The organism is Paenibacillus sp. 01T431, assembly GCF_056398625.1.
Genome location: NZ_JBFTPT010000012.1, coordinates 175,400 through 200,050 on the forward strand (window position 1 = coordinate 175,400; position 24,651 = coordinate 200,050).

General features: G+C 44.8%; 16 protein-coding genes. 15 read left to right on the top strand and 1 reads right to left on the bottom strand.

Annotated elements, in window-relative coordinates; translation table 11 throughout:
• The first annotated feature begins 287 nt into the window (after window positions 1-287).
• Window positions 288-1,028 carry an S-layer homology domain-containing protein gene (locus tag AC1DM9_RS22000; protein WP_477582200.1) on the top strand — a complete coding sequence of 247 codons (741 nt, stop codon included), beginning with the start codon at window positions 288-290 and terminating at the stop codon, window positions 1,026-1,028.
• A gap of 430 nt (window positions 1,029-1,458) precedes the next feature.
• The gene (locus AC1DM9_RS22005) at window positions 1,459-1,623 is read left to right on the top strand and encodes a hypothetical protein (RefSeq protein ID WP_477582201.1); all 165 of its coding nucleotides are present in this window, start codon (window positions 1,459-1,461) and stop codon (window positions 1,621-1,623) included.
• A 208-nt stretch (window positions 1,624-1,831) separates the two neighbouring features.
• On the opposite strand, the gene AC1DM9_RS22010 is transcribed toward AC1DM9_RS22005, so the two are convergent.
• The gene (locus tag AC1DM9_RS22010; RefSeq protein WP_477550931.1) at window positions 1,832-3,316 is read right to left on the bottom strand and encodes an FGGY-family carbohydrate kinase; all 1,485 of its coding nucleotides are present in this window, start codon (window positions 3,314-3,316) and stop codon (window positions 1,832-1,834) included.
• A gap of 280 nt (window positions 3,317-3,596) precedes the next feature.
• Here AC1DM9_RS22010 and AC1DM9_RS22015 point away from each other — a divergent pair, with 280 nt between their 5' ends.
• The 13 genes from AC1DM9_RS22015 (at window position 3,597) to AC1DM9_RS22075 (ending at window position 24,649) form a co-directional block, all read left to right on the top strand.
• Entirely contained in the window at window positions 3,597-4,472 is an 876-nt protein-coding gene (locus tag AC1DM9_RS22015) for a class II fructose-bisphosphate aldolase (RefSeq protein ID WP_339208099.1), read from the top strand.
• A 35-nt stretch (window positions 4,473-4,507) separates the two neighbouring features.
• Window positions 4,508-5,344, top strand: coding sequence for a class I fructose-bisphosphate aldolase (locus AC1DM9_RS22020; protein ID WP_339208100.1), 837 nt, complete (start codon window positions 4,508-4,510; stop codon window positions 5,342-5,344).
• Between the two features lie 5 nt (window positions 5,345-5,349).
• On the top strand, window positions 5,350-6,504 hold the full coding sequence (locus AC1DM9_RS22025; RefSeq protein ID WP_477582204.1) for a Gfo/Idh/MocA family protein: 1,155 nt from the start codon (window positions 5,350-5,352) through the stop codon (window positions 6,502-6,504).
• 23 nt (window positions 6,505-6,527) lie between these two features.
• Window positions 6,528-7,568 (top strand): aldose 1-epimerase family protein, encoded by a 1,041-nt coding sequence (locus tag AC1DM9_RS22030; RefSeq protein ID WP_441879678.1) that lies wholly within the window; start codon window positions 6,528-6,530, stop codon window positions 7,566-7,568.
• Window positions 7,569-7,592: 24 nt separating this feature from the next.
• Window positions 7,593-9,092 carry an L-arabinose isomerase gene (gene araA, locus AC1DM9_RS22035; RefSeq protein ID WP_339208103.1) on the top strand — a complete coding sequence of 500 codons (1,500 nt, stop codon included), beginning with the start codon at window positions 7,593-7,595 and terminating at the stop codon, window positions 9,090-9,092.
• A gap of 95 nt (window positions 9,093-9,187) precedes the next feature.
• Complete coding sequence (gene glcD / locus AC1DM9_RS22040) at window positions 9,188-10,603, top strand: glycolate oxidase subunit GlcD (protein ID WP_477582207.1); 1,416 nt, start codon at window positions 9,188-9,190, stop codon at window positions 10,601-10,603.
• Window positions 10,596-11,948: a (Fe-S)-binding protein gene (locus AC1DM9_RS22045; protein ID WP_477582209.1), complete on the top strand. Its 1,353-nt coding sequence runs from the start codon at window positions 10,596-10,598 to the stop codon at window positions 11,946-11,948. Before glcD ends, AC1DM9_RS22045 begins: the two co-directional genes overlap by 8 nt.
• Before the next feature lie 176 nt (window positions 11,949-12,124).
• The gene (locus AC1DM9_RS22050) at window positions 12,125-12,880 is read left to right on the top strand and encodes a DeoR/GlpR family DNA-binding transcription regulator (RefSeq protein ID WP_339208108.1); all 756 of its coding nucleotides are present in this window, start codon (window positions 12,125-12,127) and stop codon (window positions 12,878-12,880) included.
• Window positions 12,881-13,205: 325 nt separating this feature from the next.
• Window positions 13,206-18,365, top strand: coding sequence for an S-layer homology domain-containing protein (locus AC1DM9_RS22055; RefSeq protein WP_477582327.1), 5,160 nt, complete (start codon window positions 13,206-13,208; stop codon window positions 18,363-18,365).
• Between the two features lie 15 nt (window positions 18,366-18,380).
• Window positions 18,381-18,986, top strand: a complete 606-nt coding sequence (locus AC1DM9_RS22060; protein ID WP_441879671.1) for an SGNH/GDSL hydrolase family protein — start codon at window positions 18,381-18,383, stop codon at window positions 18,984-18,986.
• Window positions 18,987-19,290: 304 nt separating this feature from the next.
• Window positions 19,291-20,904 carry a sensor histidine kinase gene (locus AC1DM9_RS22065; protein WP_477582211.1) on the top strand — a complete coding sequence of 538 codons (1,614 nt, stop codon included), beginning with the start codon at window positions 19,291-19,293 and terminating at the stop codon, window positions 20,902-20,904.
• 7 nt (window positions 20,905-20,911) lie between these two features.
• The gene (locus tag AC1DM9_RS22070; protein WP_477550836.1) at window positions 20,912-22,438 is read left to right on the top strand and encodes a response regulator transcription factor; all 1,527 of its coding nucleotides are present in this window, start codon (window positions 20,912-20,914) and stop codon (window positions 22,436-22,438) included.
• A 69-nt stretch (window positions 22,439-22,507) separates the two neighbouring features.
• Window positions 22,508-24,649, top strand: coding sequence for a glycoside hydrolase family 36 protein (locus AC1DM9_RS22075; RefSeq protein ID WP_477582213.1), 2,142 nt, complete (start codon window positions 22,508-22,510; stop codon window positions 24,647-24,649).
• Window positions 24,650-24,651 lie beyond the last annotated feature (2 nt).

Genomic DNA, 24,651 nt, shown 5'->3' on the forward strand with positions numbered 1-24,651 from the left:
CCTTTTGAAGTGACATCAAATAAGTTAGACAGGTTATTTTATTAGGCGACATTCTGGGAATGAGTTTCGGTACTGTACCGGGTTCATTCCTTTTTATTTTGCCTTCACTAGCTCATCTCGAACTCTTCGATAGCCTTAGCGCCCTTTTTTTAACTATCGTCCATAAAAAAATTTTTTAAGTGTGAAAAATAATAGGCTCTTCGATTGTATTGCTAATGTAAGGGCGATATCAGAAACAATGAATAAAAGGCTTGAATCTTAACTAAAAACGCTACGAGGTGAAAGAAATGAAAACAAAATTCAAAATGATTACTATGTCCACTATTACCGCATTATCATTAACCTTTGTAGGTCATAGCTATGCAGCTACTAACCCTTTCTCGGATCTAACGAATATCGCGGTAAAGGATAAAATTGTTGCCTTACAAGAACAAGGCTTAGTCCATGGTATTTCAGACGACTTATTTGCCCCGAATGAAACCATCACAGCGGCACAAGGTATTCAGCTTATTGTTAATGCTGCGAATTTGAATCTAGATTTAGTAAGATTCCTTGTAGAACCTAAAGCTACGGATTATTTCAAAAACGCAGACAATGATGCTTGGTATGCGAATGCCTTAATTACGGCAAGCGTTAATGGAGTCGTACTGCCAGCCGATCTGAATCTTAACAAGAAATGGACGCGTGAAGAGTTCACTCACCAGCTTATTAGCACGATTGAAACGCATAGCAATCTTCCAAAGATTAAGCTTGTTCCTGCCCAGATTAACGATAGCACGGATATAACCATTGATTATGACGGATCCATCCAGCGCGCGCTTGCTTATAACGTAGTGAAATTAGATGAACAAGGGAACTTCCATCCTAAAGCTGAAATCTCTCGCGCTGAGGCAGCGGAACAAATCTACAATGTACTCGACTACATTAAGGCACATCCTGCTCCATCGCCACAACCAGATCAAGATTTAGAAACAAACTCAAAAAGATCGCCTTGGTCAACAAGTCCACAAATACCAGGAACAAAATAAGATCTACAAAATTGGTTTCTCAAAATGATAAAGCGATCTCCCTAATCATGGGGGATCGCTTATTTTTGACTTTAATGAGTATTAACTTTATTTTAAGTGAGTGTTCCTCTTTGGAGCTCGCTTCATGGAAAGATTCTCCTTCAATATCGATTTTAGGCAGACTCTGACCATTTCTTGTTCCGTTTCTTGTGTGAACTGTTATATGGATTCTGACCCGAGAGTTTGGTTCGCGGGAGGGTACGAAGCGGGGGCGAATTTCGTCCCCAAACATCGGATGCCATTCGATTAGAACCTATGGTTTTATAAGGCGAAGAGATAATTGATGAAAAAGGCTGATGAAAATCATCGGTCTTTTTATTATCTAAATGACGGAGTACAGGGAAATGTCATTAATTGTTGAATTTAGGATAAAGAATATACGATTAACATAATGCCCAATACAGTAAGGTATGAAGTATTGTTAAACTGGTGGGGAATTGATCAAGAAGATGCTGATTTTGGTACAGTGAACGAATTGGCATTACAATTTCTTGAAGCAGATAGGCTTGAGTTGTATAACAAAATAAGTGAAAAGATAACTGGCCTTGAGGGATGAAACCTTCAAGGTTTTCTTTTTATCCAGACTAGTGTCGAGTAAAGCAGGCGGGAAAAACGACCCAATGGCTTGTGCTTGTCGGACTCGCGCTGATGGCTTTCGCCCTATTAAGGCTTGCATTCAATGAATACAATATAAAACTCAAAATAAGAAACATTCCAGACTTAGCAGCTTGGTTGCTGCTACCTGGAATGTTTCTTTTACAAAATTATAAGTTTGAAATCGCTCGTGAAAGTACTTTGTATTTCTCATAGCGATCCTGATAGAGGGACGTATTAGATTCACTTGGGTAAAATATCCGCAGCGGTTTGACAAGTATGTTTACGGCTTCCTCATAAGTTTGGTAAACCCCTGAAGCTTTTCCAGCGAGAATGATGTTACCCATCGTTCCAGCTTCACTAACGTTTAATCTCTCTACAGGACAATTCATAATGTCAGCTTTAATCTGTAGCCACAGGTCGGATTTAGCCCCACCGCCTACCGCGCGCAGCGACTCAATAGGAATTCCCGCTTCCGCAAGGCATTCGAGGTTGTAGCGCATTTCATACGTAACACCTTCCATTAAGGCTCGGTACAGATGGGTGGAATCTGTATCAAATGATAATCCATAAATCGTACCCTTGGCTTCGGGATTCATGTATGGCGTACCCGATCCGGCAAAATGAGGAATCACGAGCAAATCGGTAGGTGATGTTGCAGATGTTGAATTCAAATAGTCGTAAACGTTAATGCCTAATTTGCGGGCTTCTGCTTCGGCGATTTGACCGAACTTGTCTCGGTACCACCGAATAAGGGAACCGCCAGTAAAATTGAAGGCATATGTCAAATATAAACCTTCAATGACATGCGGTGCGCAATTGAATTGATACTGGAGCATCTTCGTATTCAGAATTGGTGAAGAATAGGCAGGCGTAATACATTCCACGGTTCCGATACCGTCCACCGCATGATTGTTATGTAAAATACCTGCACCGAGAGCTGCACAGGCTTGATCATGGCCGCCGGCTACAACTAACGTTTCTGAACGGAAGCCTAGCGATTGTCTTATTTCATTGCGAATGGGGCCAATGATTTGACCAGACTGAATGAGGTCAGGAAATTTGTCTGCTTCAATTCCGGCGGCATCAAACATATCAGAGTCCCATTCTTTTTTGGACACATTAAAGGCCATGGTGCGAGAGGCCAAGGTGTAGTCTGTAACCGAAATACCCGTGAGTAAAAAAGCGATGAAATCGCCAAACGGCATGAATTTCCATACTTTTTGGTAAATCTCAGGCTGGTATTGTTTGATCCACATGACCTTCGGAAGGGAGAACATCGGATGCAGAGGGACTCCGGTAAGCTCCATCGTCCGTTCCTTACCGATTTTTTGTTCAATAATTGCAGCTTGCTCTATACCTCTTGAATCCGTATACAAAATGGCATTGCTTAATACATTTCCATGATGGTCGACGGGAACAACCGTCTCACCCAAGGAAGAAATGCTGAGGGCGTGAACAATGACGCCGGGAACAGCTAAGAGCACATCCGCGATAACCCGTCTGACGGACTCCCAGACTCGTTCTGGATTTAGCTCAAAAGCTCCTGGTTTAGGCTGTTCCAAAGGGTATTCCATATACGCGGCTGATAGAAGAGTTCCGCCCTCATCAAAGAGCGAAGCCTTACATCCAGTCGTTCCGATGTCGAGTCCCATTAGTGACAATTTATAATCCCTCCAATCATAAGTGTATGTTTATTATAAACAATTTTTGTTTGTTTGTATAATAGAAATTTTGAAATAATCTTTTAAACGAAATAGCTGAAAACTTTGATATATAGCGATATTAATGGGATTCTGCTATTTGAAATGCTATATTCGAAAAAAACGAATTTTAATATTTAAATTTCATGGTTGCTTATTAGATAGGAATTAACTATAATATGTTTGAAACGAACATTAAATAATATAGACTGATAGAAAGGTGGAAGGTAATTTGTCTAAAGTCTCCATGGGTGAAATGCTGCGGGATGCTTCTCGTAGGGGCTATGCAGTCCCATGCTTTAACGCAATAAATTTAGATATGGTTCGCGGAATCATTGAGGCCGCTGAGGATGAACAGTCGCCAGTCATCCTATGCCATGCTGAAATTCATTTTAAGTATACACCGCTCGAGCAGATTGCACCCATTATGGTAGAAGCGATGAACCGTGCCAAGGTACCGGTCAGCATCCTTCTCGATCACGGAAAGAGCTTCTCCGCGGTAACGAATGCGATGCATTTAGGCTTTAACGCAATCATGTTTGATGGTTCGGAGTATGAGTATGAAGAAAATGTTCGCAGAACCGCAGAGGTCGTGAAGATTGCTAAAACGCTTGGCGTTTCGGTGGAAGGAGAGCTCGGCTACGTAACTCGCCCAAAAAGCGGCGGGGCGGAAGGTGAAGATGATGATTCCATCATTGACGATACTTCGCTTTATACCGATCCCGAGCAGGCAAGGGAGTTTGTTGAGCGAACCGGTATTGATGCGCTTGCCGCTGCATTCGGTACTGTGCACGGCGTTTATTTGAAAAAACCAGTTTTGGATTTAATGCGCTTGGAGCGAATTCGGAATACGGCCGGTGTTCCGATTGTGATGCACGGTGGGTCTGGATTGTCGGAGGAAGACTTCCATAAGTCGATCGATCACGGTGCGTCTAAAATCAATTATTACACAGGGATGGCGCTTAAGGTTGTTGACCGGGCTAAAGAACGTTTTATCCAGTCCGAAGAGAAGACGTTCTATCACGAATTCATGATGAATGTCATTCAGGACTTTAAAGAAGACGCGCAGCATATTATGCGCACGTTCCGCAGCAGCAACAAAGCGTAATCACCAATAAAACAAGTATATGGGGTGTGTCAAATATGTCCGTTACCGCTCGTTTAAATCGTTTATTTAGTGAACAAGGCAAGTGCTTTGATGTCGCGATCGATCATGGCTTTTTCAATGAATATTCATTCTTGGCCGGCATTGAGAATATGAAAGCAGCAATCGAGACCATTGTACGTGCCAATCCCGATGCGATACAGCTTAGCGTTGGTCAAGCAGAGCATCTTCAAGCTATTCCAGGCAAAGAAAAGCCTTCACTCGTGCTGCGTACAGATGTTGCTAACGTATACGGCACGAAGCTTCCTTCACACTTATTCAGTGAACTCATTCATAATCCGGTTGAACAAGCAGTTCGCCTGGACGCAGCATGTGTCGTTGTAAATCTGCTGCTTCTGCCGGGACAACCGGAGCTTCATCGTCAATGCGTGCAAAATATATCAAAGCTGAAAACGGAATGTGAGCGTTATGGCATGCCACTTATGGTTGAACCGCTCGTTATGCTTCCGAATGAGCAAAAAGGCGGCTATATGGTCGACGGTGACATTACGAAGATCGTTCCGCTTGTTCGTCAAGGTACGGAGCTTGGCGCGGATATTATCAAAGCCGATCCATGCGATAACGTAGAGGATTATCATAAGGTTGTAGAAGCGGCATCAGGCAAGCCGGTATTGCCGCGTGGCGGCGGACGGGCTTCTGACGAAGAAATATTGTCGAGAACTTACGCACTTATGCAGCAGGGAGCTTCAGGAATTGTATATGGACGCAATGTCATCCAACATAATAATCCAGAGGCGATGACTCGCGCATTTATGGCTGTAGTTCACCAAGGCGCGACGCCTGAGCAAGCATTAGCTATTTTGAAAGGAGCGTAATCGGCATGGCGAAAAAAGTCATTCGCTTCGGCGTTATCGGCTGTGGGTTAATGGGAAAAGAATTTGCAAGCGCCTCAGCGCGTTGGTGCCACTTGAGCAATGTGGATTATATTCCTGAGATTACACATGTATGCGATGCGCATCTGCCTGCGACAGAATGGTTCGAGAATAACGTGCCTAGCGTGAAGAAAACCACCTCCGATTACCGCGAGCTCATTGCGGATCCGGAAGTGGATGCTGTCTACTGCGCAGTGCCGCATAACCTGCATGAGCAATTATATATAGATATCATTAAAGCTGGAAAACATTTGCTTGGTGAGAAGCCATTTGGCATCGATGCAGAAGCCAATCAGTCAATTATGAAAGCAATCGTGGAGAATCCGGACGTGATCGTTCGCTGCTCCTCTGAATTTCCATTCTTCCCGGGAGCCCAACGGATTGTCGAATGGGTTAATCAAGAAAAATTCGGACAAATTATCGAGGTTGAAGCCGGCTTCTGGCATAGCAGTGACCTCGATCCGAACAAAACGATCAATTGGAAGCGTCGTATCGGAACTAATGGTGAATACGGCTGCATGGGTGATTTGGGCATGCACGTCGCACATCTGCCGTTCCGCTTCGGTTGGAAGCCAGCTAACGTAAGGTCACTGCTTAGTAAAATCGTGCAGGAACGTCCGGATGGTAATGGCGGCATGGCCGCTTGTGAAACATGGGATAATGCGATATTGGCATGTGACGTCAAAACAGATAAGTATAATTTCCCGATGGTGCTTTCCATGAAACGGATTGCACCAGGTCATGCCAATACTTGGTTTATCCGCATTAACGGCACAAAAGGCTCTGCAGAATTCACGACCAAGAACCCGAAGCAAGTCGCATTCCTTCCATACGAGCCAGGGGGCGAGCAGGCATGGCATATTTCAGATGTTCCATATAAATCAACCTACGGAACGATTACTGGAGGTATTTTCGAATTCGGCTTCTCGGACTCGATTTTACAGATGTGGGCAGCTTTCTGCGATGAGATCGCAAATGGACAAGACAACCAATCTTCCTTCCAATGTGCGAAACCGGAAGAAGCGGCCATGAGCCATCGACTATTCACAGCGGCTTTGGAGTCAGAGAAAACAGATAATACGGTTTTGCTGAACTGGGAATAGGACTGCTTAAGGGGGAGGAAAACGTGGAGCTTTACGGAAGGAAATGGAAACGTCGCGAGCTGGAAGCGAGAGTTGGCCGCATTGAGCAAATTGGCGGTGTTGAACGTTATACAAGAAGTGAAGGGCCTGAAGCGGGAGTAGACACGTTCCGAGTGCGAACCGGAGGGGGGTTATGTTACTGGGTAACGCCAAGCAAGGGAATGGACATCTCACTTGCTGAAATGCATGGCATACCAGTTAGTTGGTCCTCGAGCAATGGAGAGCCTCACCCTTCTTATTACGATCAGCGAGAAGCGGAGTGGCTGCGAACAGCATCCGGTGGATTGCTTATGACCTGCGGATTATCACAGGTTGGATCGCCGGGTAAAGACATCGACGGTGCTTACGGTCTTCATGGCCGAATTCATCATACGCCAGCACGTCAAATTTCATCTTGGTCAGAATGGGCGGGCGATGATTATGTGCTGCGAGTCCGTGGAGTCATAGAGGAGACCTCGATTTTTGGAGAGCATCTACGCCTGACTAGAACAATAACTAGCCATTTAGGTGAAAATCGCATAACGATCCTAGATTCTGTTCAGAACGTTGGATTCCGTCCTGCGCCTCATATGATGCTATATCATTTCAACTTCGGATTCCCGCTGCTTGCCGAGGACACGACAGTGGAACTTCCGAAAGGAAGAACGTCAACTCGCGACAGCGATATGGATATGAGAAGGATGGGATTATGGCAATCGCCTGATCCTGCCTTTAGAGAACAAGTGTATTATCATAAACCTGATCAAAGCAAGGATGCGGTCTTTGCACGTATTCATAGTCCCTCATTCCCGATTCGTCCTGCAAACACCAATTCACATGGTTTATCGGTAGAATTGGAATGGGATCCTGTCACGCTTCCGAAATTCGTTCAGTGGCGAATGCCAGGGTCAGGTGAGCATGTACTCGGACTGGAGCCTTCTAATTGCTGGACGAGAGGAAGGACGGACGAAAGGGAGAGAGGATCGCTCCGTATATTAGAGCCGAGTGAAACCGTCGATTATCGATTGGAATTGCGATTTATTTAAACACATTCTAAGGAGGATAAAGGTATGCTGCAGACTAAGCCTTATGTATTTTGGTTCGTAACCGGAAGTCAGGGACTGTATGGTGAAGATGTTTTGTCAAAAGTGGAGGACAACGCGAAGGAAATGGTCGCTGGGCTGGATCAAGACGATGCTCTTTCTTATAAAATCATATTTAAAGCTGTCGTAACAACGCCGGAAGCTATCCGTCGTGTCTGTCTGGAAGCGAATTCAGACGATCATTGTGCGGGAATCATTACTTGGATGCATACGTTCTCGCCAGCAAAAATGTGGATCTCAGGCCTTACCCAACTGCGTAAGCCGTTGCTTCACTTTCATACGCAGTTTAATGTAGATATTCCATGGGATAGCATTGACATGGATTTCATGAATTTGAATCAAGCGGCACATGGCGACCGAGAATTCGGATTTATTGGAGCCCGTCTTGGCATAGCCCGTAAAATCATTGCAGGTCACTGGAAAGACGTGCAAGTACGCAGCAGAATCGGTTCTTGGATGAGAACGGCTGCCGGCTTTACGGAAAGCCAAACGATGAAGATCGCTCGTTTCGGTGATAACATGCGTTATGTCGCCGTCACGGAAGGCGATAAAGTAGAAGGACAAATAAGGTTCGGTTGGTCGGTGAACGGTTATCCTGCAGGTGATCTGGCGGAACGTGTGCAGGATGTCACGGATGGACAAGTCAAGGAATTGATGGATGAGTACTCAGAGCTTTATGACTTCACAGAGAACGGCCAACGTGAAGGCACCGAGCGTGATGCAATTCGGGAACAAGCACGTATCGAGATAGCATTAAAAGCGTTTCTTCAAGAAAGCGGTTACAGTGCATTTGTAACAAGCTTTCAGGATTTACACGGCTTGAAACAGCTGCCCGGGCTAGCTGCGCAGCGACTTATGGCTGCCGGATACGGCTTCGGAGCAGAGGGTGATTGGAAAACTGCCGCTCTTGTTCGCATTATGAAAATAATGGCTGAAAACAAAGGCACGTCCTTTATGGAAGATTATACATATCACATGCAGGAAGGCAATCAGCTTGTGCTCGGCGCTCATATGCTAGAGATATGTCCGACAGTTTCTGTTAGCAAGCCAAAGATTGAGGTTCATCCGCTGTTCGTCGGCGGTAAAGCCGATCCGGCTCGTCTCACTTTTAATGGGAATAGTGGTAAAGCAATCAATGCTACCGTAGTTGATCTTGGAGACAGATTTCGTCTGATAGTGAACGAAGTAACTGCTGTGAAGAACGAGAAGGAAATGCCGAACCTGCCGGTAGCGCGTGTTCTGTGGAAACCTGAGCCGTCGTTATCAGATGCTGCGGAAGCGTGGATTTTGGCTGGCGGCGCGCACCACTTTGGTTTCTCTTTTCATGTTACAAGCGAGCAGATGGCTGACTGGGCTAAGATGGCCGGTATCGAATGCATCATTATCAATCAGACCTCTACGATGACGAGCTTGGAGAACGAGATTCGTTGGAATGATCTATATTACCGTTTGAACCATAAATACTAGATGTTTTAATGACGAGAAACCAACGCTCCTGTCTGTTGTGCGCTATAAAGAGCCGTTTGTGTTTCTCGTCCATTTTCATTCCGGGGGGACTTGCGATGTTGAGTATTGAAGTTAAAAGTGAGTTAAAAATGATTGTAGGCGATTCCTATTTTAAAGACGATCCCCAGTCGCTGATTACCCATTCCTATGACGGTACGCCGATGCAGCAAGCACTGCCTGATGGCGTCATTTATCCGGAAACGACCGATCAGATTTCAGCAATTATGAAGGTTCTCCATCGTCATCGTATTCCCTTGATCACCCGCGGCTCGGGAACCAACTTATGCGGAGGAACTGTTCCTGTTACTGGTGGCGTTGTAATGGTTATGCACAGAATGAATCGGATATTGGAGATTGATCTTGAAAATTTGACGGCGGTTGTACAACCCGGCGTGAACACGAAGCAGTTTATCACTGAGGTTGAAAATCTAGGGCTTTTTTACCCGCCTGATCCGAGCAGTATGTCCATTTCCACAATCGGTGGAAATATTGCAGAATGCTCTGGCGGTCTCCGTGGTCTCAAATACGGAACGACCAAAGATTATGTTATCGGACTCGAAGCAGTTTTAGCCAATGGTGATATATTGCGAACGGGCGGAAAGCTGATGAAGGATGTGGCTGGTTACGATCTTACGAAGCTTCTTGTCGGCTCAGAGGGAACGCTTGCCGTTATTACGGAGGCTACACTTAAGCTTATTCCACCTCCAAAAACAAAAAAAACGATGCTGGCGATGTACAGAGATATCAATGGAGCTGCGAGAACGGTATCCAAAATCATCGAAAACCGGATAATTCCTGCGACGCTGGAGTTTATGGACAGTCCAACCATTCAGGTAGTCGATGATTATGCGAAGCTCGGATTGCCAAGGGATATGGAAGCGATTTTGCTTATCGAGCAGGATGGCGAAGCTGAGACAGTTGAGCGAGACATAGCTATGATTGAAGAAATATGCCGAAGTGAGCAGGCTGATCGTATTGATGTTGCAGAAACCGCAGAGGAAGCACTGAAATTAATGACAGCGCGCCGCAGTGCGTTCACGGCGTTAGCGAGACTGAGGCCTACGACGATACTTGAGGATGCAACTGTCCCACGTTCAAAGATTGCTGACATGGTTTTGGAAATAAACCGTATTGCCAAGAAACATAATGTTCAGATTTGCACCTTCGGGCACGCAGGCGATGGTAATCTACATCCTACGGCAACTACGGATGCTCGAGATCATGAAGAGGTGCATCGCGTGGAGGTCGCGTTCGAGGAAATCTTCGAAGCAGCTATCCGTTTGGGAGGTACAATTACGGGGGAGCATGGAGTTGGTATCGTGAAGGCTCCATTCTTAGAATGGAAAGTAGGTACGGCAGGTATTGAAGTGATGAAAGCGATCAAGTCGGCGTTTGATCCACTGAACATTCTTAATCCAGGAAAAATGTTCGCGAAGGAAACAAGGAAAAGGGTGGTAATCGGACATGCATGAGAAAAGCATAGATAAGCCGAGAAGTCCGATGGCTTCTAAGCTCGCAGCCAAACTGGATTATGAGCAGCTAACTAATTGCATGCGCTGCGGATTTTGTCTCCCTGCATGTCCGACCTTCAGGGAAACCGGTATTGAGGCAGAGTCACCAAGAGGACGAATCGCCTTAATGAAAGCGGTTGTTGACGGCATAATGGAGCCTGACCAGCAATTTGAGGAGCAAATGGATCATTGTCTTGGCTGCCGAGCGTGCGAATCTGCTTGTCCCGCCGACGTGAAATACGGGCAGCTTATCGAACAAACGCGGGATGCAATTGAAGAACATACCGATCGGCATCGTTGGTGGGTAAAAGGGATTCGCCGCACCGTATTAAAAGAGATGTTCCCTCATCAAAAACGGATGCGACTGCTGGGTGGCGCTCTTATGGCCTACCAGAAAACAGGGCTTCGCAAAGTCGCTCACGCCAGCGGGATGATGAAGCTGTTTCCATCGCATTTGCGGGAGATGGAGAACATATTACCTGACACATCATATAAAGGAGTGGCCGAGAAAATCGGGGTCAGGCACTTGGCTAAAGGGGAAAGAATCGCTACCGTTGCATTATTTCGAGGCTGCCTCATGGATATGATGTTTACGCAAACCAACATCCATACCGTTAAATTGTTAACGGAGTCGGGATTTGACGTGCTCATACCCGTGACTCAAAATTGCTGCGGCGCCTTGCACGCCCACAGTGGGGAGTCCGAAGAAGCCAAATCTCTTGCGCGGGTGAATATCAGAGCCTTTAAGGATGCGAACGTCGATTTTATCGTAACCAATGCGGGAGGCTGCGGAGCAATACTGGTCGAATACGATCATTTACTCCATGATGATCCGAATTGGAAAGCAGATGCCGAATGGTTTGCCGAGCGGGTCATTGACATTTCCGATCTTCTGGTTCGGATAGGCCGCAAGCTGCAGTTCTCAGAACGAGGTAAAAGTAAAGCTGAGAAATCACTCCGTATAACATATCAAGATTCTTGTCATCTCCGTAATGTCATGCGTGCATCGGATGCACCAAGAAAGCTTATGGGAGAGATTGATGGCGTAAATTATGTTGAAATGAAAGAAGCGGATCGCTGCTGCGGCTCTGCAGGTATTTATAATGTGACTCAACCGGAAATGGCAGGACAAATACTGGAGCATAAGATGGTGCACGCAAATAATACACAGGCGGAATACATTGTGACCAGCAATCCTGGCTGCTTGCTGCAAATGAAGCATGGGATTGAGAAGCACGGCTCTCCTGAACGAGTGAAAGCTGTCCATATCGTGGATTTTCTATTTGATCGATTGAACATCGATTAGTAATGAAGTAAATTCAAGTAGTAAAATGTTTAAAATAGACGAAAACATTATGAAATGAAACATATTTTGTTGATTTCCAAGAATTCATTCCATACAATAAAGGTACAACCTTTCGGAAATGTAATCGTTTATTGCTTTTGCTTAAAAACCATCTGCTGGAGATATGAGGGAGTGCCATGAAGGACGACTTGAATGACAGACAAAAACAAATAATTCAACAGTTACAGACCAAAGGTGAGGTCAAAATATCGGAATTGAAGGAACACTTCGACGTAACGGATATGACTGTGCGAAGAGATTTGGAGAAAATGGAACGCAGCGGCCTGCTTAAAAGAACGTTCGGTGGCGCCATTCTTGCATCGAAAGATGTTGCCCTGGGAGAGCGTTCTATTGTACGAGGAGTAGAGAAAGAACGAATCGGGCGTCTTGCAGCCAGCTTAGTGCAGCCTGGTGAATCGATATTTATTGATGGAGGTTCTACGACGCTTCAGATTGCACGGCATCTCCCGGAAGATGCCAATATTACCGTTGTTACGAATGCTATTAACGTAGCTGCCGAGTTGTCAGAAAAAAGGATTCCGACCATAGTTCTTGGTGGAATATTAATGGATACGACCAAGTCAATGGTTGGGCCTGTCACACTGGAGACGATTTCTCGTATGGCATTTGACAAGGTGTTCTTAGGAGCAACGGGACTTCATCCTCAGCACGGATTCAGCAACTCCAATATGCATGAAGCAGAAATCAAGCGTGTTGCCATTCAAAAAGCAAAAGAGTCGTATATTGTAATTGATCACTCTAAGTTCGGTACGAGCATGCTGGTTTCTTTCGCGGATTTGAAAGTCGTCACAGCAATAATTACGGACGAAAGACCGAATCAAGAAATGGTTTCCATTTGTCAAACTGCCGAGACAACCATCTTCTTAGCATAGATATCATTAGTTGAATTTGTCTCTACGCTTATGTTTTATGTATCACTTAATTGTTATTGAAATGAAATCGATAAGGATGAATGAACCAATCGTTGTGACATCACAATGGTTGGTTCATTTTTATTGCCGAATATTATACAGAATCTACGTTGTCTACCAACCATACTAGTTATGCTTGAGCAGATTCATCAAATATTGAAGCCAAAATACCACCAAAACACATAGCAGTTTCAAAGATAAGTACATGTTAATAGAGATGGACGAAGTGATAGGATAATGATGTTAAGAAGGGATCCTATCACGGGGGGGTATTTAATTGAAAACAATGATTTGGAATCGAGTTTTCCTAGTTGTGATGATTGTGATGTTGTTGACGATGAGTTGGCCGACGGGAACGAATATTTCATATGCTCAAGCAGGTGAAAGCTCGATTTTCTTTGACAATTTTGAAGATGAAGAAGCTGCAGCCTGGACCCATGAAAGTGGAACCTGGGCTACCGTTAATAGTAAGGGAGTAACTTTATTTTCTGATGAATTCGAGAATGGAAGTGCTGCAGGGTGGACTAATAATGGGGGCGAGTGGTCTAGCGTACAAGGCGAAACGTCCAAAGTCTATCAACAGAGTTCCAGCAACAGGGGAGCAGAGCTAATTGCAGGGAGCAATGCTTGGACAGATAACTCCTTTGAAGCGGATGTGAAGCTGATCAGCGGCGCTGGAGCGATGCTGGATTTTCGGCATCAGGATAACCAGAATTTTTACTATTTGTATATGAGTGAATCGTACATCAGGCTGATGAAACAAAACGGCAGCGCTCAAGATTGGTTAAAGGCATATGATGGTCCTTCACTTGATGTCTCGAGGTTTGTGCATCTGAAAATCGATGTGATAGGGAATCAAATCCGAGTATATAAAGACGATGATTTGGTCATAGAGACTACGGACGATAACGGTTATATTCCATCCGGTAAGGTAGCGCTTGCCACATGGGCCTCATCGGCGCAATTCGATCATGTTGCCGTGACAGATCTGTCTGCTAATCAAGTTTATTCGCAAACGGAGAGTAGCGGCGGTATTTCCTATACAGGCAATAGTACTTGGGCTGATTATTCCGTACAAGCTCAAGTTATGCCGACAGCGATAAGCGAGGATGGAACGGTAGGCTTAAGCCTGAGATATAAGGATAGTCATAACAGATACGATCTACAATATATCGAAGCTGGGAAAATCCAGATTGTCAAAGTTTTGGACGGAGAAGTGACAGCGCTTTCAGAAGCGGCTTTCAGCATGGAAAAGGGCAAGTCCTATACATTCAAAGGTGTAGCAGGGGGGAAATACATCGATTTTTATATTAACGGCGTTAAACTACTGTCTACAGTAGACACATCTTTTGCAACCGGAAAGATTGCTTTGACGATGTCGAGGGCTACTGCGGACTTTGATAATATCGAGGTGCAAAAGGTATTAGCACCTGTTAATTCGGATGGTCATACAGCTTATTATGTTAGTTCCAGCACTGGCGATGATGCGAACGATGGTTTAAGCGCTGAACGCGCATGGAAAACTCTGAATAAAATCAATATTTCGACTTTCAGTGCAGGGGATTCCATCCTTTTGAAATCGGGCGACGCATGGAATGAACCGCTTGTTTTGAAGGGCTCCGGCTCGAAGGAATATCCGATTACTGTTTCTTCTTATGGTTCAGGCGCTAAGCCTGTCATTTCGTGGAATGCTCCATACGGTGGAAGTGTTGTCACAGGACATAATTTAAGCCACTGGACGATTAAGGGATTAGCCGTTAACATCCTAACCTCTTCAACGTTATCATGGAGCAATATTACAGCAGGAATAAACGTTATTTATGATAATGCCGAGCGGTACGAAAATCTGCGAATTGAAGAGAATGATGTGTACAGCGCTAATTACAACAGTAATAGCAATGGAATTATGATTACTGCGTTGATTCCGGGAACAGACATCAAAGAGGTTGCGACGGATGTGTCGATAATTAACAATGAGGTCCATAATGTGGGGTGGTATGGAATAACCACTGCTGGATGGGATACCGCGAAAAACGAGGATTTGCGCTCCCAGATGCTTTTTGGAAGATTTAAAATCAGCGGAAACTACGTGCATCATACTGCCAGCCAAGGAATCGTTCTGCAAGATGCTCATCATTCCGTTATAGAAAGAAATGTTGTTCATGACGGAGGTCTCGGTGTGGACACTTGGGGGCCAGGTGGCTTGTGGATCATTGCCTCCCGGGATTCTGTAATTAAATTTAACGAAGTTTATAACATGAAGGACGCGGAATCGGGTTATGACGGATCAGGGGTCAACGTGGATTGGTACTGTGACAATATTACCGTTCAGTATAATTACGCGCACGATAACAAAGGCAATGGAATAACGACAATGAGTAATTACGGAACAAAAATATGGAATAACAAAGTCAGAGGCAATCAAGGGCTACAATCGAACGGGAATGGTCAAATTGCGCTCGGGAATTTCACGGGTAGACCCGATCTCTCATCAGGAGAGCATGATCTTGATGTTGCAAATAATATGATCATCGTAGACATAGAGAATACGGCCGCGATCAATAGCGCTTCTAATCCCCATGGAACGTGGACAGGAAATAAGATTTATAATAATCACGTTGCGATTGCCAGAGGAATAACGAACTTCAATATTTTCGATATTGCTTCAAATACGAACTTTGATGTTATTGATCATAACGATGTCACTAATGAAGCACYAGCCTTTAGCTCGATTTATCATGGAACAACCTATACGAGTCTTGGATCATGGCAACAAGGTACAGGGTTTGACGGCAATACACAAGTGCTGCCGATTGATGAATCGATTCCTTCGACGGTAAATCAAGTTACCGCGACGCTTAACGATTATCCTGAGTTATCCTGGTCGGAGGCAGAAGATCAAGGGAACGGGATCCTGCACTATAACATCTATAGAAGCGAAGACGCGGCTTTTTCGCCAGCTTATTCCAATATGGTGGGAGAATCCGCTACGACAAATTTTATTGACAGGGAAGAAGCACAGCCAAACACGACGTATTATTACAAGGTAGAAGCGGAAGATCGGAGCGGAAATGTAGGGGCTGCTTCAGAGGCTGTCCATCTAACTACCGGACCGACTGTCCCGGAAACCGAGCAACCGAAAATGGTTGATTTTGCAACCTTTCGAGATGGTTATCAATTAAATGTTACCGATTTACAGACTATGCCTTATATCGCGGGAATACGACCCATTCAAAAAGTAGAGCTGTACGTGGATGATAGATTGATTCAGGAAATGACGGTATCGCCTTATGCATATACCGTAAAGGGCTTAAGCAATGGAGAGCATACTTTGCAATACAAGGTTTACGATATGACCGGGACTGTTACCGAGTCGAGACGGATTAAAGTAAACAAACAAGTTACCGCCCTGCGCAGCTTATTCACACAATCTAGGCCGACAATTGACGGCTCAATCCAAGAATGGGGTACGCCCGAGTTTGTCATGGATCAGAAAGCCCAGGTGAAAAGTATTGAAAGCACTTTCTCTGATCAATGGTCTCCGCAAAGGTTAAATGCAATAGGGCATACCCGGTGGGATAATGACAATTTGTATATCGCAATTAAGGTTATGGAAGACGTACATCGTTTGCCTATCTCGAATGCGGCCGATTTGTGGAAAGGCTCCAGCATTCAGATCGCCATAGATCCCGATAGAGGAACTATTCCGGGAAGCAAAGGATACACTGAATTCGCATTTGGGTTAACAGATGAAAGCCAGGCTGTCGGATATCGTTACAATGCTATTGCCGGCAAAACTGCAGGTGAGTTTACCGCAGGCGAAATGGAGATCACCAGAGACGAAGCGACGAAGTCTACTAGTTACGAATTGAGTATTCCTTGGGGCGAAATCATTCCGGGAGGAATTTCAGTTAAAGACGGTTCCGCCTTAGGGATCTCTGTACTTGCCAATTATAGCGACGGAAGCTTCATCAACCCGGGTAATGGAGATGCCCGAAATGGATGGATTGAATACAATAGTGGGATAGGTGCTGGAAAAGCCCCAATTCAATATGGATATTTGATTCTTAGCAAACAGATATTTGAAACTCCAACGATTAGCGCGATAGCCGGAAATGGAGAGGCGCAATTAAGTTGGAGTGCGGTAGCCGGAGCAACAGGTTATAACATTAAGTACGGTACAGCTAGCGGTTTGCATTCTAGCAAGATTGATGCAGGAAGCGTCACCCATCTTACTGTATCTGGGCTGACAAAGGATACGACCTATTACTTTGTTGCGGAAGCCTACGATGCATATGGCGAAAGCGGTCTTTCTAACGAAGTATCAATCGTCGCTTTAGGCGAGAGTGGTATCGGAAGTCCTGGAAGCCAAGTCGGCAACGCTCACTCAAAGGTAGAGATTAAGGACGGGGCGGCTCAAGTGAAGTTGGATGAAGGTCAATCGAAAGCTGTCGTCCTCTTATCGGAAGTCGGGAATTATCCGCTTCAAGTGCATCTTGGCAAAATGGCGATTACCATAAGTCAAAAGACGCTGGATGATCTCAGAAAACAATCAGGCATTATCGCTGGTACTTTAATTGAAGTGACCATGAGCCCTATTAACAATTCTGCTATATTAAACGTGCCGATCAGCGGCAGCAAAGCGACGATGAAAATCGCAGGTGAAGTTTATGATTTCGAAGTCAAACTCAAGACTGCCGATAATCGTGAAATCCCAACCGATATAGTCTCAGGCGGCATTACGCTATCTCTGCCTTATGATCCCGGTCAAGTCGATGAGAAGCTTCTCGGTATTTACTATTACGATAAGGCGAAGATGCAATGGGAATATGTCGGCGGTGAAATCGATGAGGTCATGAATCAAGTTAAGGTAACGCTGCAGCATCTTAGCGTGTATTCGGTTATGGAGTATAACAAGACTTTCAGCGACGTGAAGGAAGGTCACTGGGCGAAGCGGGTGCTTCAAATATTGGCAGCAAAGCATATTGTCAATGGTGTGGATGAGTGGAGATTTAACCCTGAAGGAAAAACAACCAGAGCAGAATTCGTAACTTTACTGGCGAATGCTTTAAACCTGGAAGATGATGGTGTGAGCAATTCGTTCATCGACGTCAAAGAAGAAGCATGGTATGCGGATAGTATAGCGGCAGCAATTAAAGCTGGAATCACTTCAGGGATAAGCGCAAATCAGTTTGCCCCAGACCAATTCATCAGCCGAGCGGAAATGGTCACGATGATCGTGCGTTCGGCCGGCATTCAACCGAAGCCTGTGGCGACAGTCGGCTATACGGATGCGCAAGATATTCCGAGATGGGCTCTACCCTACATTGCCGCTGCCGAAGAAGCGAACTTGGTGCGTGGAAGAGGAAGCAACTTGTTTGCGCCTCAGAGCAATGCGACGCGGGCGGAAGCTGCCCAACTCGTTTACAATCTATTGAATAAATAAAGGGAGCGATGGCACATGTTGCTACAGGAAGGACAGAAAATGATATTTATTGGCGACAGCATTACGGATTGCGGCAGAAAGGATGATCCTGAAAATATAGGAGGCGGATATGTACGCATCGTTCGGGATTACTTATCGATCGTACGACCGGAGATCTCTTTGCAGGTAGAGAACCGTGGGATAAGCGGTGAGACGATATTGGATCTAAAGGCACGTTGGAATGAAGATGTAATCGAGTTAAAGCCGGACTGGCTATCCGTATCTATTGGCATAAATGATGAATGGAAAAATGTCAGCTGCGATGATTTCAGAGATACCTACCGGGAATTATTGGCTGAAACGAAAAGCAAAACGGGGTCATCGTTGATATTAATGGAAACGACAATCCTATCCGAAGATTCGAACGACGGGAAGAATGAACGACTTCTTCCCTATAATCAGATAATTAGAGAAGTCGCGGCGGAATTCGAAGCCATTCTCGTGCCTCAGTTTCAGTCATTTACAGCATATTTAAGGGAGCAGCGCGGGAAAACACTAACCGTGGATCAAGTTCACATGAACTCGACAGGGAATTTGCTAATGGCCCTCAATTGGTTGAAGGCTTGCGGGTTCGCACAATAAAAAACACATAAAAGCACACCCGAATCCACAATAAAACACATAGACAAACTGATTATATTGTGACATTATTGAGTCGTTAACCCTTGTCCGAACTGCTGAGAAATTGTTGCTATCATCATATGTCTCGGAGGATCTCATGTTTAAAGAACTGGTGTCCTATACAACAAAGTATAGATTAAGCTTTCGGATGATCCTCACAAATATTTGTATTGCCGTTTTGCCCATTCTCCTTCTAGGGACAGTGGGCTATTTTTCTTATATTAATATTCTAAAAAAGAACGCACTCGATAATATTAATATTTTCGTGACGCAAACTAACAATCGGTTTGACGAATATTTTTACCGAATGGATCAGCTTTCAAAGTCGATTTTCTTTAACCGGAATGTTCAGTCCATCATGCTCGAGAATAAATCATGGCAGGAATCCGATATTTTGCTGAGAAATTTAAACTCGTACTTGTCATTGGAACCTGCCTTAAAATCCATCGGTATGATTAGTTCAGAAGATTTCCGCTTAGTATCCACAGGAGAACTGCTTATGCATCCTATGGTGACGTATTTGAAAGAGATGGAAAATAAGAACAGAATAAGCAATAAGCTGCAGATTTCTCCTCCATTTTCAAAAGACCAGGGCATACTGGCTTTCAGGAAGGTTAAATCCGTTCTTCCAAACCGATACCTGCAGGAAATTTACATAGGCGTTTTGTTATTGGATACGGAGTGGATACAGCAAATATTACGTTCAGCGGATTTGGCGGATAAAGCAGAGCTCTATATTATGAACGAGAGCGGCGATCTCATTGGCTCTTCGACTAATAATCCCGATTTTGAACAAATATATGCCCAGACTAGAACGAATCAGGATCACAAAGTCATCGATTTTCAAATGAACGGCATCAATTACTTGTACCAGTCTCTCCCGATCAAAAGCTTGGGTTGGAAGTTCGTTGCATTAATTAATGAGGATAAGCTGGTGGGAAAGGCATCAATCATTCAGTATATCGTGATTTCGGCTATAGCGATCATGGTTCTAATCGTCATTTGGGTCGCGATCTCCTTTAATATTCGTTTAACCCATCCCATTACTAAGATGGCTGATATTTTCGATAGCGCAGCGAGCGGTGACCTGGATGCCAGGTTGAGATTCGGCTATAAGAATGAAATTACTATTATTCAGGACCACTATAACAATATGATGAATGAAATCAAGAAGCTTACGGACAATCTGCTGCAATCACAGCAGCAGCTCTATGAAACAGAAATGGAAAAACGAATGTTTCAGTTAAATGGGCTCCAAAGCCAGATTAATTCTCATTTTTTGTATAACGTGCTTCACTCTATAAGAGGCATGGCATTGTCCAACGCAAAGAGGGAGGTAGCTGTCGCAATTGACAATCTCGTCTCTTATTTTCGCTACATTACACGTACGGATGAATTTGTTCTTCTGCACAAAGAGCTGGAGCACCTGGAGCGATACATAGATATTCAAAAAATAAGGTTTGGAGAACGGCTGCAGTTTAAAGTAATCATAGATCAGGGTCTCGGAGCCCGTTCGATCGTGAAGCTCATTCTTCAGCCGCTTGTGGAAAACGCCTTATTTCATGGTCTCGAAGGAAAGACAGGGCGATGGATCATTCACATCCATGCGACTATCAAAGAGGAGAATCAATTGCTGATCAAGGTGATGGATAACGGAGTCGGAATGAGCGAGGAACGCTTGATGCGCATGCGGCAAGAGTTTGAAAGCATGAATAAGAACTCATCCGAAACCGCAGGGCTGGGACAAGGAATCGGGCTCGTCAATATTCATAAAAGAATTCAAATCTATTATGGCAAGCCCTATGGACTATCCATCAAGAGTTGGAAAAATAGGGGTACGGTTGTGACGGTCAGCGTACCGCTTAAAGCGAAAGGGTGAGTAAACGATGTACAAGTTGATCCTCGTTGATGATGAGCCGTGGATATTGAAGGATATGGAACAAATTGTGGATTGGGAAGCACTCGGCTTTCAAATTGTAGCGAAATTAAACGACGTACATATGGCTGAAAGCCTATTGAAGCGGCAATCGATCGATATCGTGATCAGTGATATTCGTATGCCAGGGAAAAGTGGCTTGGATTTATTGTCTTTCGTGAACCGTGTTTCTCCCCATACGCTGGTGGTGTTCATGAGCGCATACAGTGAATTCAGCTACGCGAAACAAGCGCTGGAGCTGGGCTGCTTTGCCTATCTGCTTAAACCTGTCAACGAACAGGAATTGCGGGATACGTTAAATAATTGCAGCAATCGGTTAGCTAAACGTGATCGGGATCAGCGCGTACTTCAAACCTACCACAACTCCATGCTGTTTTTGGAAATGATCGAGAAGGGATTAACCGTACAACAAGTATCCAAGTTGTTAAAAGGTTTGGGAGTTGAAATGGGAACCGGAGCAGGAGCAGGATATGCCTTTGCTATCGTTAAAAGCAAAACAGCCATATCGGAGCAATCCTTGCTGAGTTCGGATCGATTGCTGCAAGAGCATGGTGTTGCTTTATTCCGTGCCATGGCGAGTCCACTCAAATGGACGTATTTATTAAGTCGTTCCGACATGGATTCGAATACGTTTAAGTCATTATATAAAAACATACTAACCATGGCCGCAGAGTTTCAATGGGATGTAGGAATAAGTCTGTCGAACGACTCCGACAGTCAAATCGCAAAATATTACAACCAAGCGAATATGATGGCTGAAACCTCGAGCTTGAACCGCAGGATAGGCGTTTACCGCTATAGGCCGAGAGTAAACGCGGCATTGCCGTCTATCATGGAGCGGATAGGCAAAGCAACAAAGCTTGAGCATCTGGAAGCGGCGTTATTCGATTTACATAGAGGAATCGCCAAAGATCAAATTCATTTAAGTGGGCTAGTTGAAATCTATAATTTTTTTGTCGTGGTGATCAAGAACTTCTCTTCGTCGACCCAATCATTAGCTGAGGACTCCATTACCGTTCAAGATCTGGTCCTCCACTACGGCAATCCCCATGATTTGCTTGTACAAATGAGAATGTTAATTGACGAGCATAAGAAGAAACCGTCGGAGTTAACAACATTTCCAATCGTTGAGGAGATTATCAAGGACATCGAACGACGATATGCGCACAAACTATCTCTCAAAGAGTTTGCCCAGCAGTACTTTATTAGCCCAAATTATTTGAGTCATCTGTTTAAACAGGAGAAGGGCCAAAGCTTTATCCATTTCCTCATTCAGAAAAGGCTTGATGCGGCTATTACGCTATTGAAAGAGGATATATCACTATATGATGTCGGAAAGTTAGTTGGATATGAAGATTATGCCCATTTCAGCAAGCTATTCAAGAAACATCTAGGTCAATCGCCGCTAGAGTACAAACAGCGCATTGACAATAAAAACATCGTACACAAGAAACCACAACCAAATCTCTTTGATTAATACATAGAAATGCCTTCGAGCCCGTGTCACAATGAGAACCATCAATCAAGAATAGAGGGTGAATGAAAAGTGACAAGGGCCTATGGTATGGAGATGGATACGATGGAAGTGCTGAGTTGGATTAGAATTTATGAAAATGGAATTTATTTGGAGATACAGATTGCCGAATGCGGAGATGTCCGTCTGGTTCATTTGTCTCCCTTCCCAGCGAATGAAGATGTACGAGGAACAGAGGAGGTACGAGGAACGCGCCGAATCGTCGAACTGCAAGTGACGGGTGAAGATCGGAACGATCATCATGCGTCTAAATACACAGGGACAATGCCGGGAGGTAGGCTGAAGTACGATTGCCACAGAGATTTCTATAACGAAAGTGGAAGAAAACTTGAAGTGGTTATGGAAGATAGGGGTATGTGGGTGACGGTTCATTATCAATTTTATAACGATATCCCTGTCATCCGAGCTTGGACGGAGGTCGTCAATCAGAGTTTGAATTCCATTCCGATGGAATACGTCTCCTCGTTTACAGTGACAGGTATCTCGGGCGGAAGCCGCGGGTCATGGGAAACCAAAAGTCGACTTCATATTGCACATAATGCTTGGCACGGAGAGCTGCAGTGGAGAAGTTATAGGCTATCCGAGCTAGGTTTAACGAAAGTAAATGATTTTTCGATCAAAAGACTTTCGTACAGCAATTCGGGAACCTGGTCTTCCGCCGATCTTCATCCGATGGGTGGATATGAAAATATTGAGGCGGGAATGGCCATGTGCTGGCAAATCGAGCATAACGGTTCTTGGCATTGGGAGATTAGCGATAAGGCGAATGATCAACTCTATTTGCAATTAAGCGGCCCTACAGAGAATGAAAGCCATTGGTGGAAAAATGTCGCGCCAGGTGAAGCATTTATGTCCGTTCCTGCAGCAATTGCGATTGTCAAAGGAGGGTTCGAACAGGGAATTGTGGAATTGACGCGTTATCGGCGAGAAATCCGTCGTTGGAACGAAGACAATAAGCGGCTTCCCGTTATTTTCAACGATTACATGAATTGTTTATTCGCTGATCCAACGACCGAGAAGATTTTACCCTTAGTCGATGCGGCTGCTTCGGTGGGTTGCGAATATTATTGCATCGATGCTGGCTGGTATGCGGATGGCGAATGGTGGAGCGATGTAGGGCTTTGGCAACCGTCACAAAGGCGTTTCCCAGGCGGATTGCAGGAGGTGCTGGGCTACATCCGAGCGAAAGGTTTAATCCCGGGACTTTGGCTGGAACTTGAAGTCATGGGAATTCATTGCCCCTTAGCGCAGCAAGTGTCGGATGAATGGTTTTTCATGCGACATGGCAAACGGGTCATTGATCACGGCAGGTATCAATTGGATTATCGACATCCCGAAGTCATTCAATATGCAGATGAAGTAATCGATCGTCTAGTGACGGAGTACAAGGTCGGTTACATCAAAATGGACTATAACATTAATGCAGGCATTGGAACAGAGGTTAACGCCGATAGCTTCGGCGATGGCTTGCTTCAGCATAATCGTGCCTACCTGCGCTGGCTTGATAGCGTATTTGCTCGTTATCCGGATTTGGTCATCGAGAATTGTGGAAGCGGCGGTTTGCGTATGGATTATGCTTTGCTCGCCAGGCACAGCGTGCAGTCCATTAGCGATCAGATGGATTACCGCAAGTTTGCGGCGATATCTGCTGCTGCTCCTACGGCGCTCACACCAGAGCAATCCGCTGCTTGGTCATATCCGCTTAAAGAAGGAGATCGGGAAGAGGTCATCTTTAACATGGTGAACGGCATGTTAATGCGAGTTCATCAGAGCGGGCACTTGTCAGACATTGCATCGGATCGCTTTGAACTGATTCGCGAAGGAATTTCCTATTACAAGAGTATCCGAGCATCCATTCCGAAGGCTCTTCCATTTTGGCCGATTGGCTTGCCTAAGCATGGCGATCATTGGCTTAGCCTTGGATTAAGATGCGGTGATAAGGCTTATGTGGCTGTTTGGAGATTGGAAGGCGGAACGAAAGAGGCGAGATTTCCTATTCCGGATTGTGACGGCAAGAAAGTAACGGTTCGATGTGGGTTTCCTCAGTATGAGAACCGTAGTTGGAGCTGGAGTCAGCTTGAGAATGCGTTAGTTGTTACACTTCCAACGGAATTTACGGCACGCCTGTATGAGTTGCACATTGAGGAGGAGTAGCC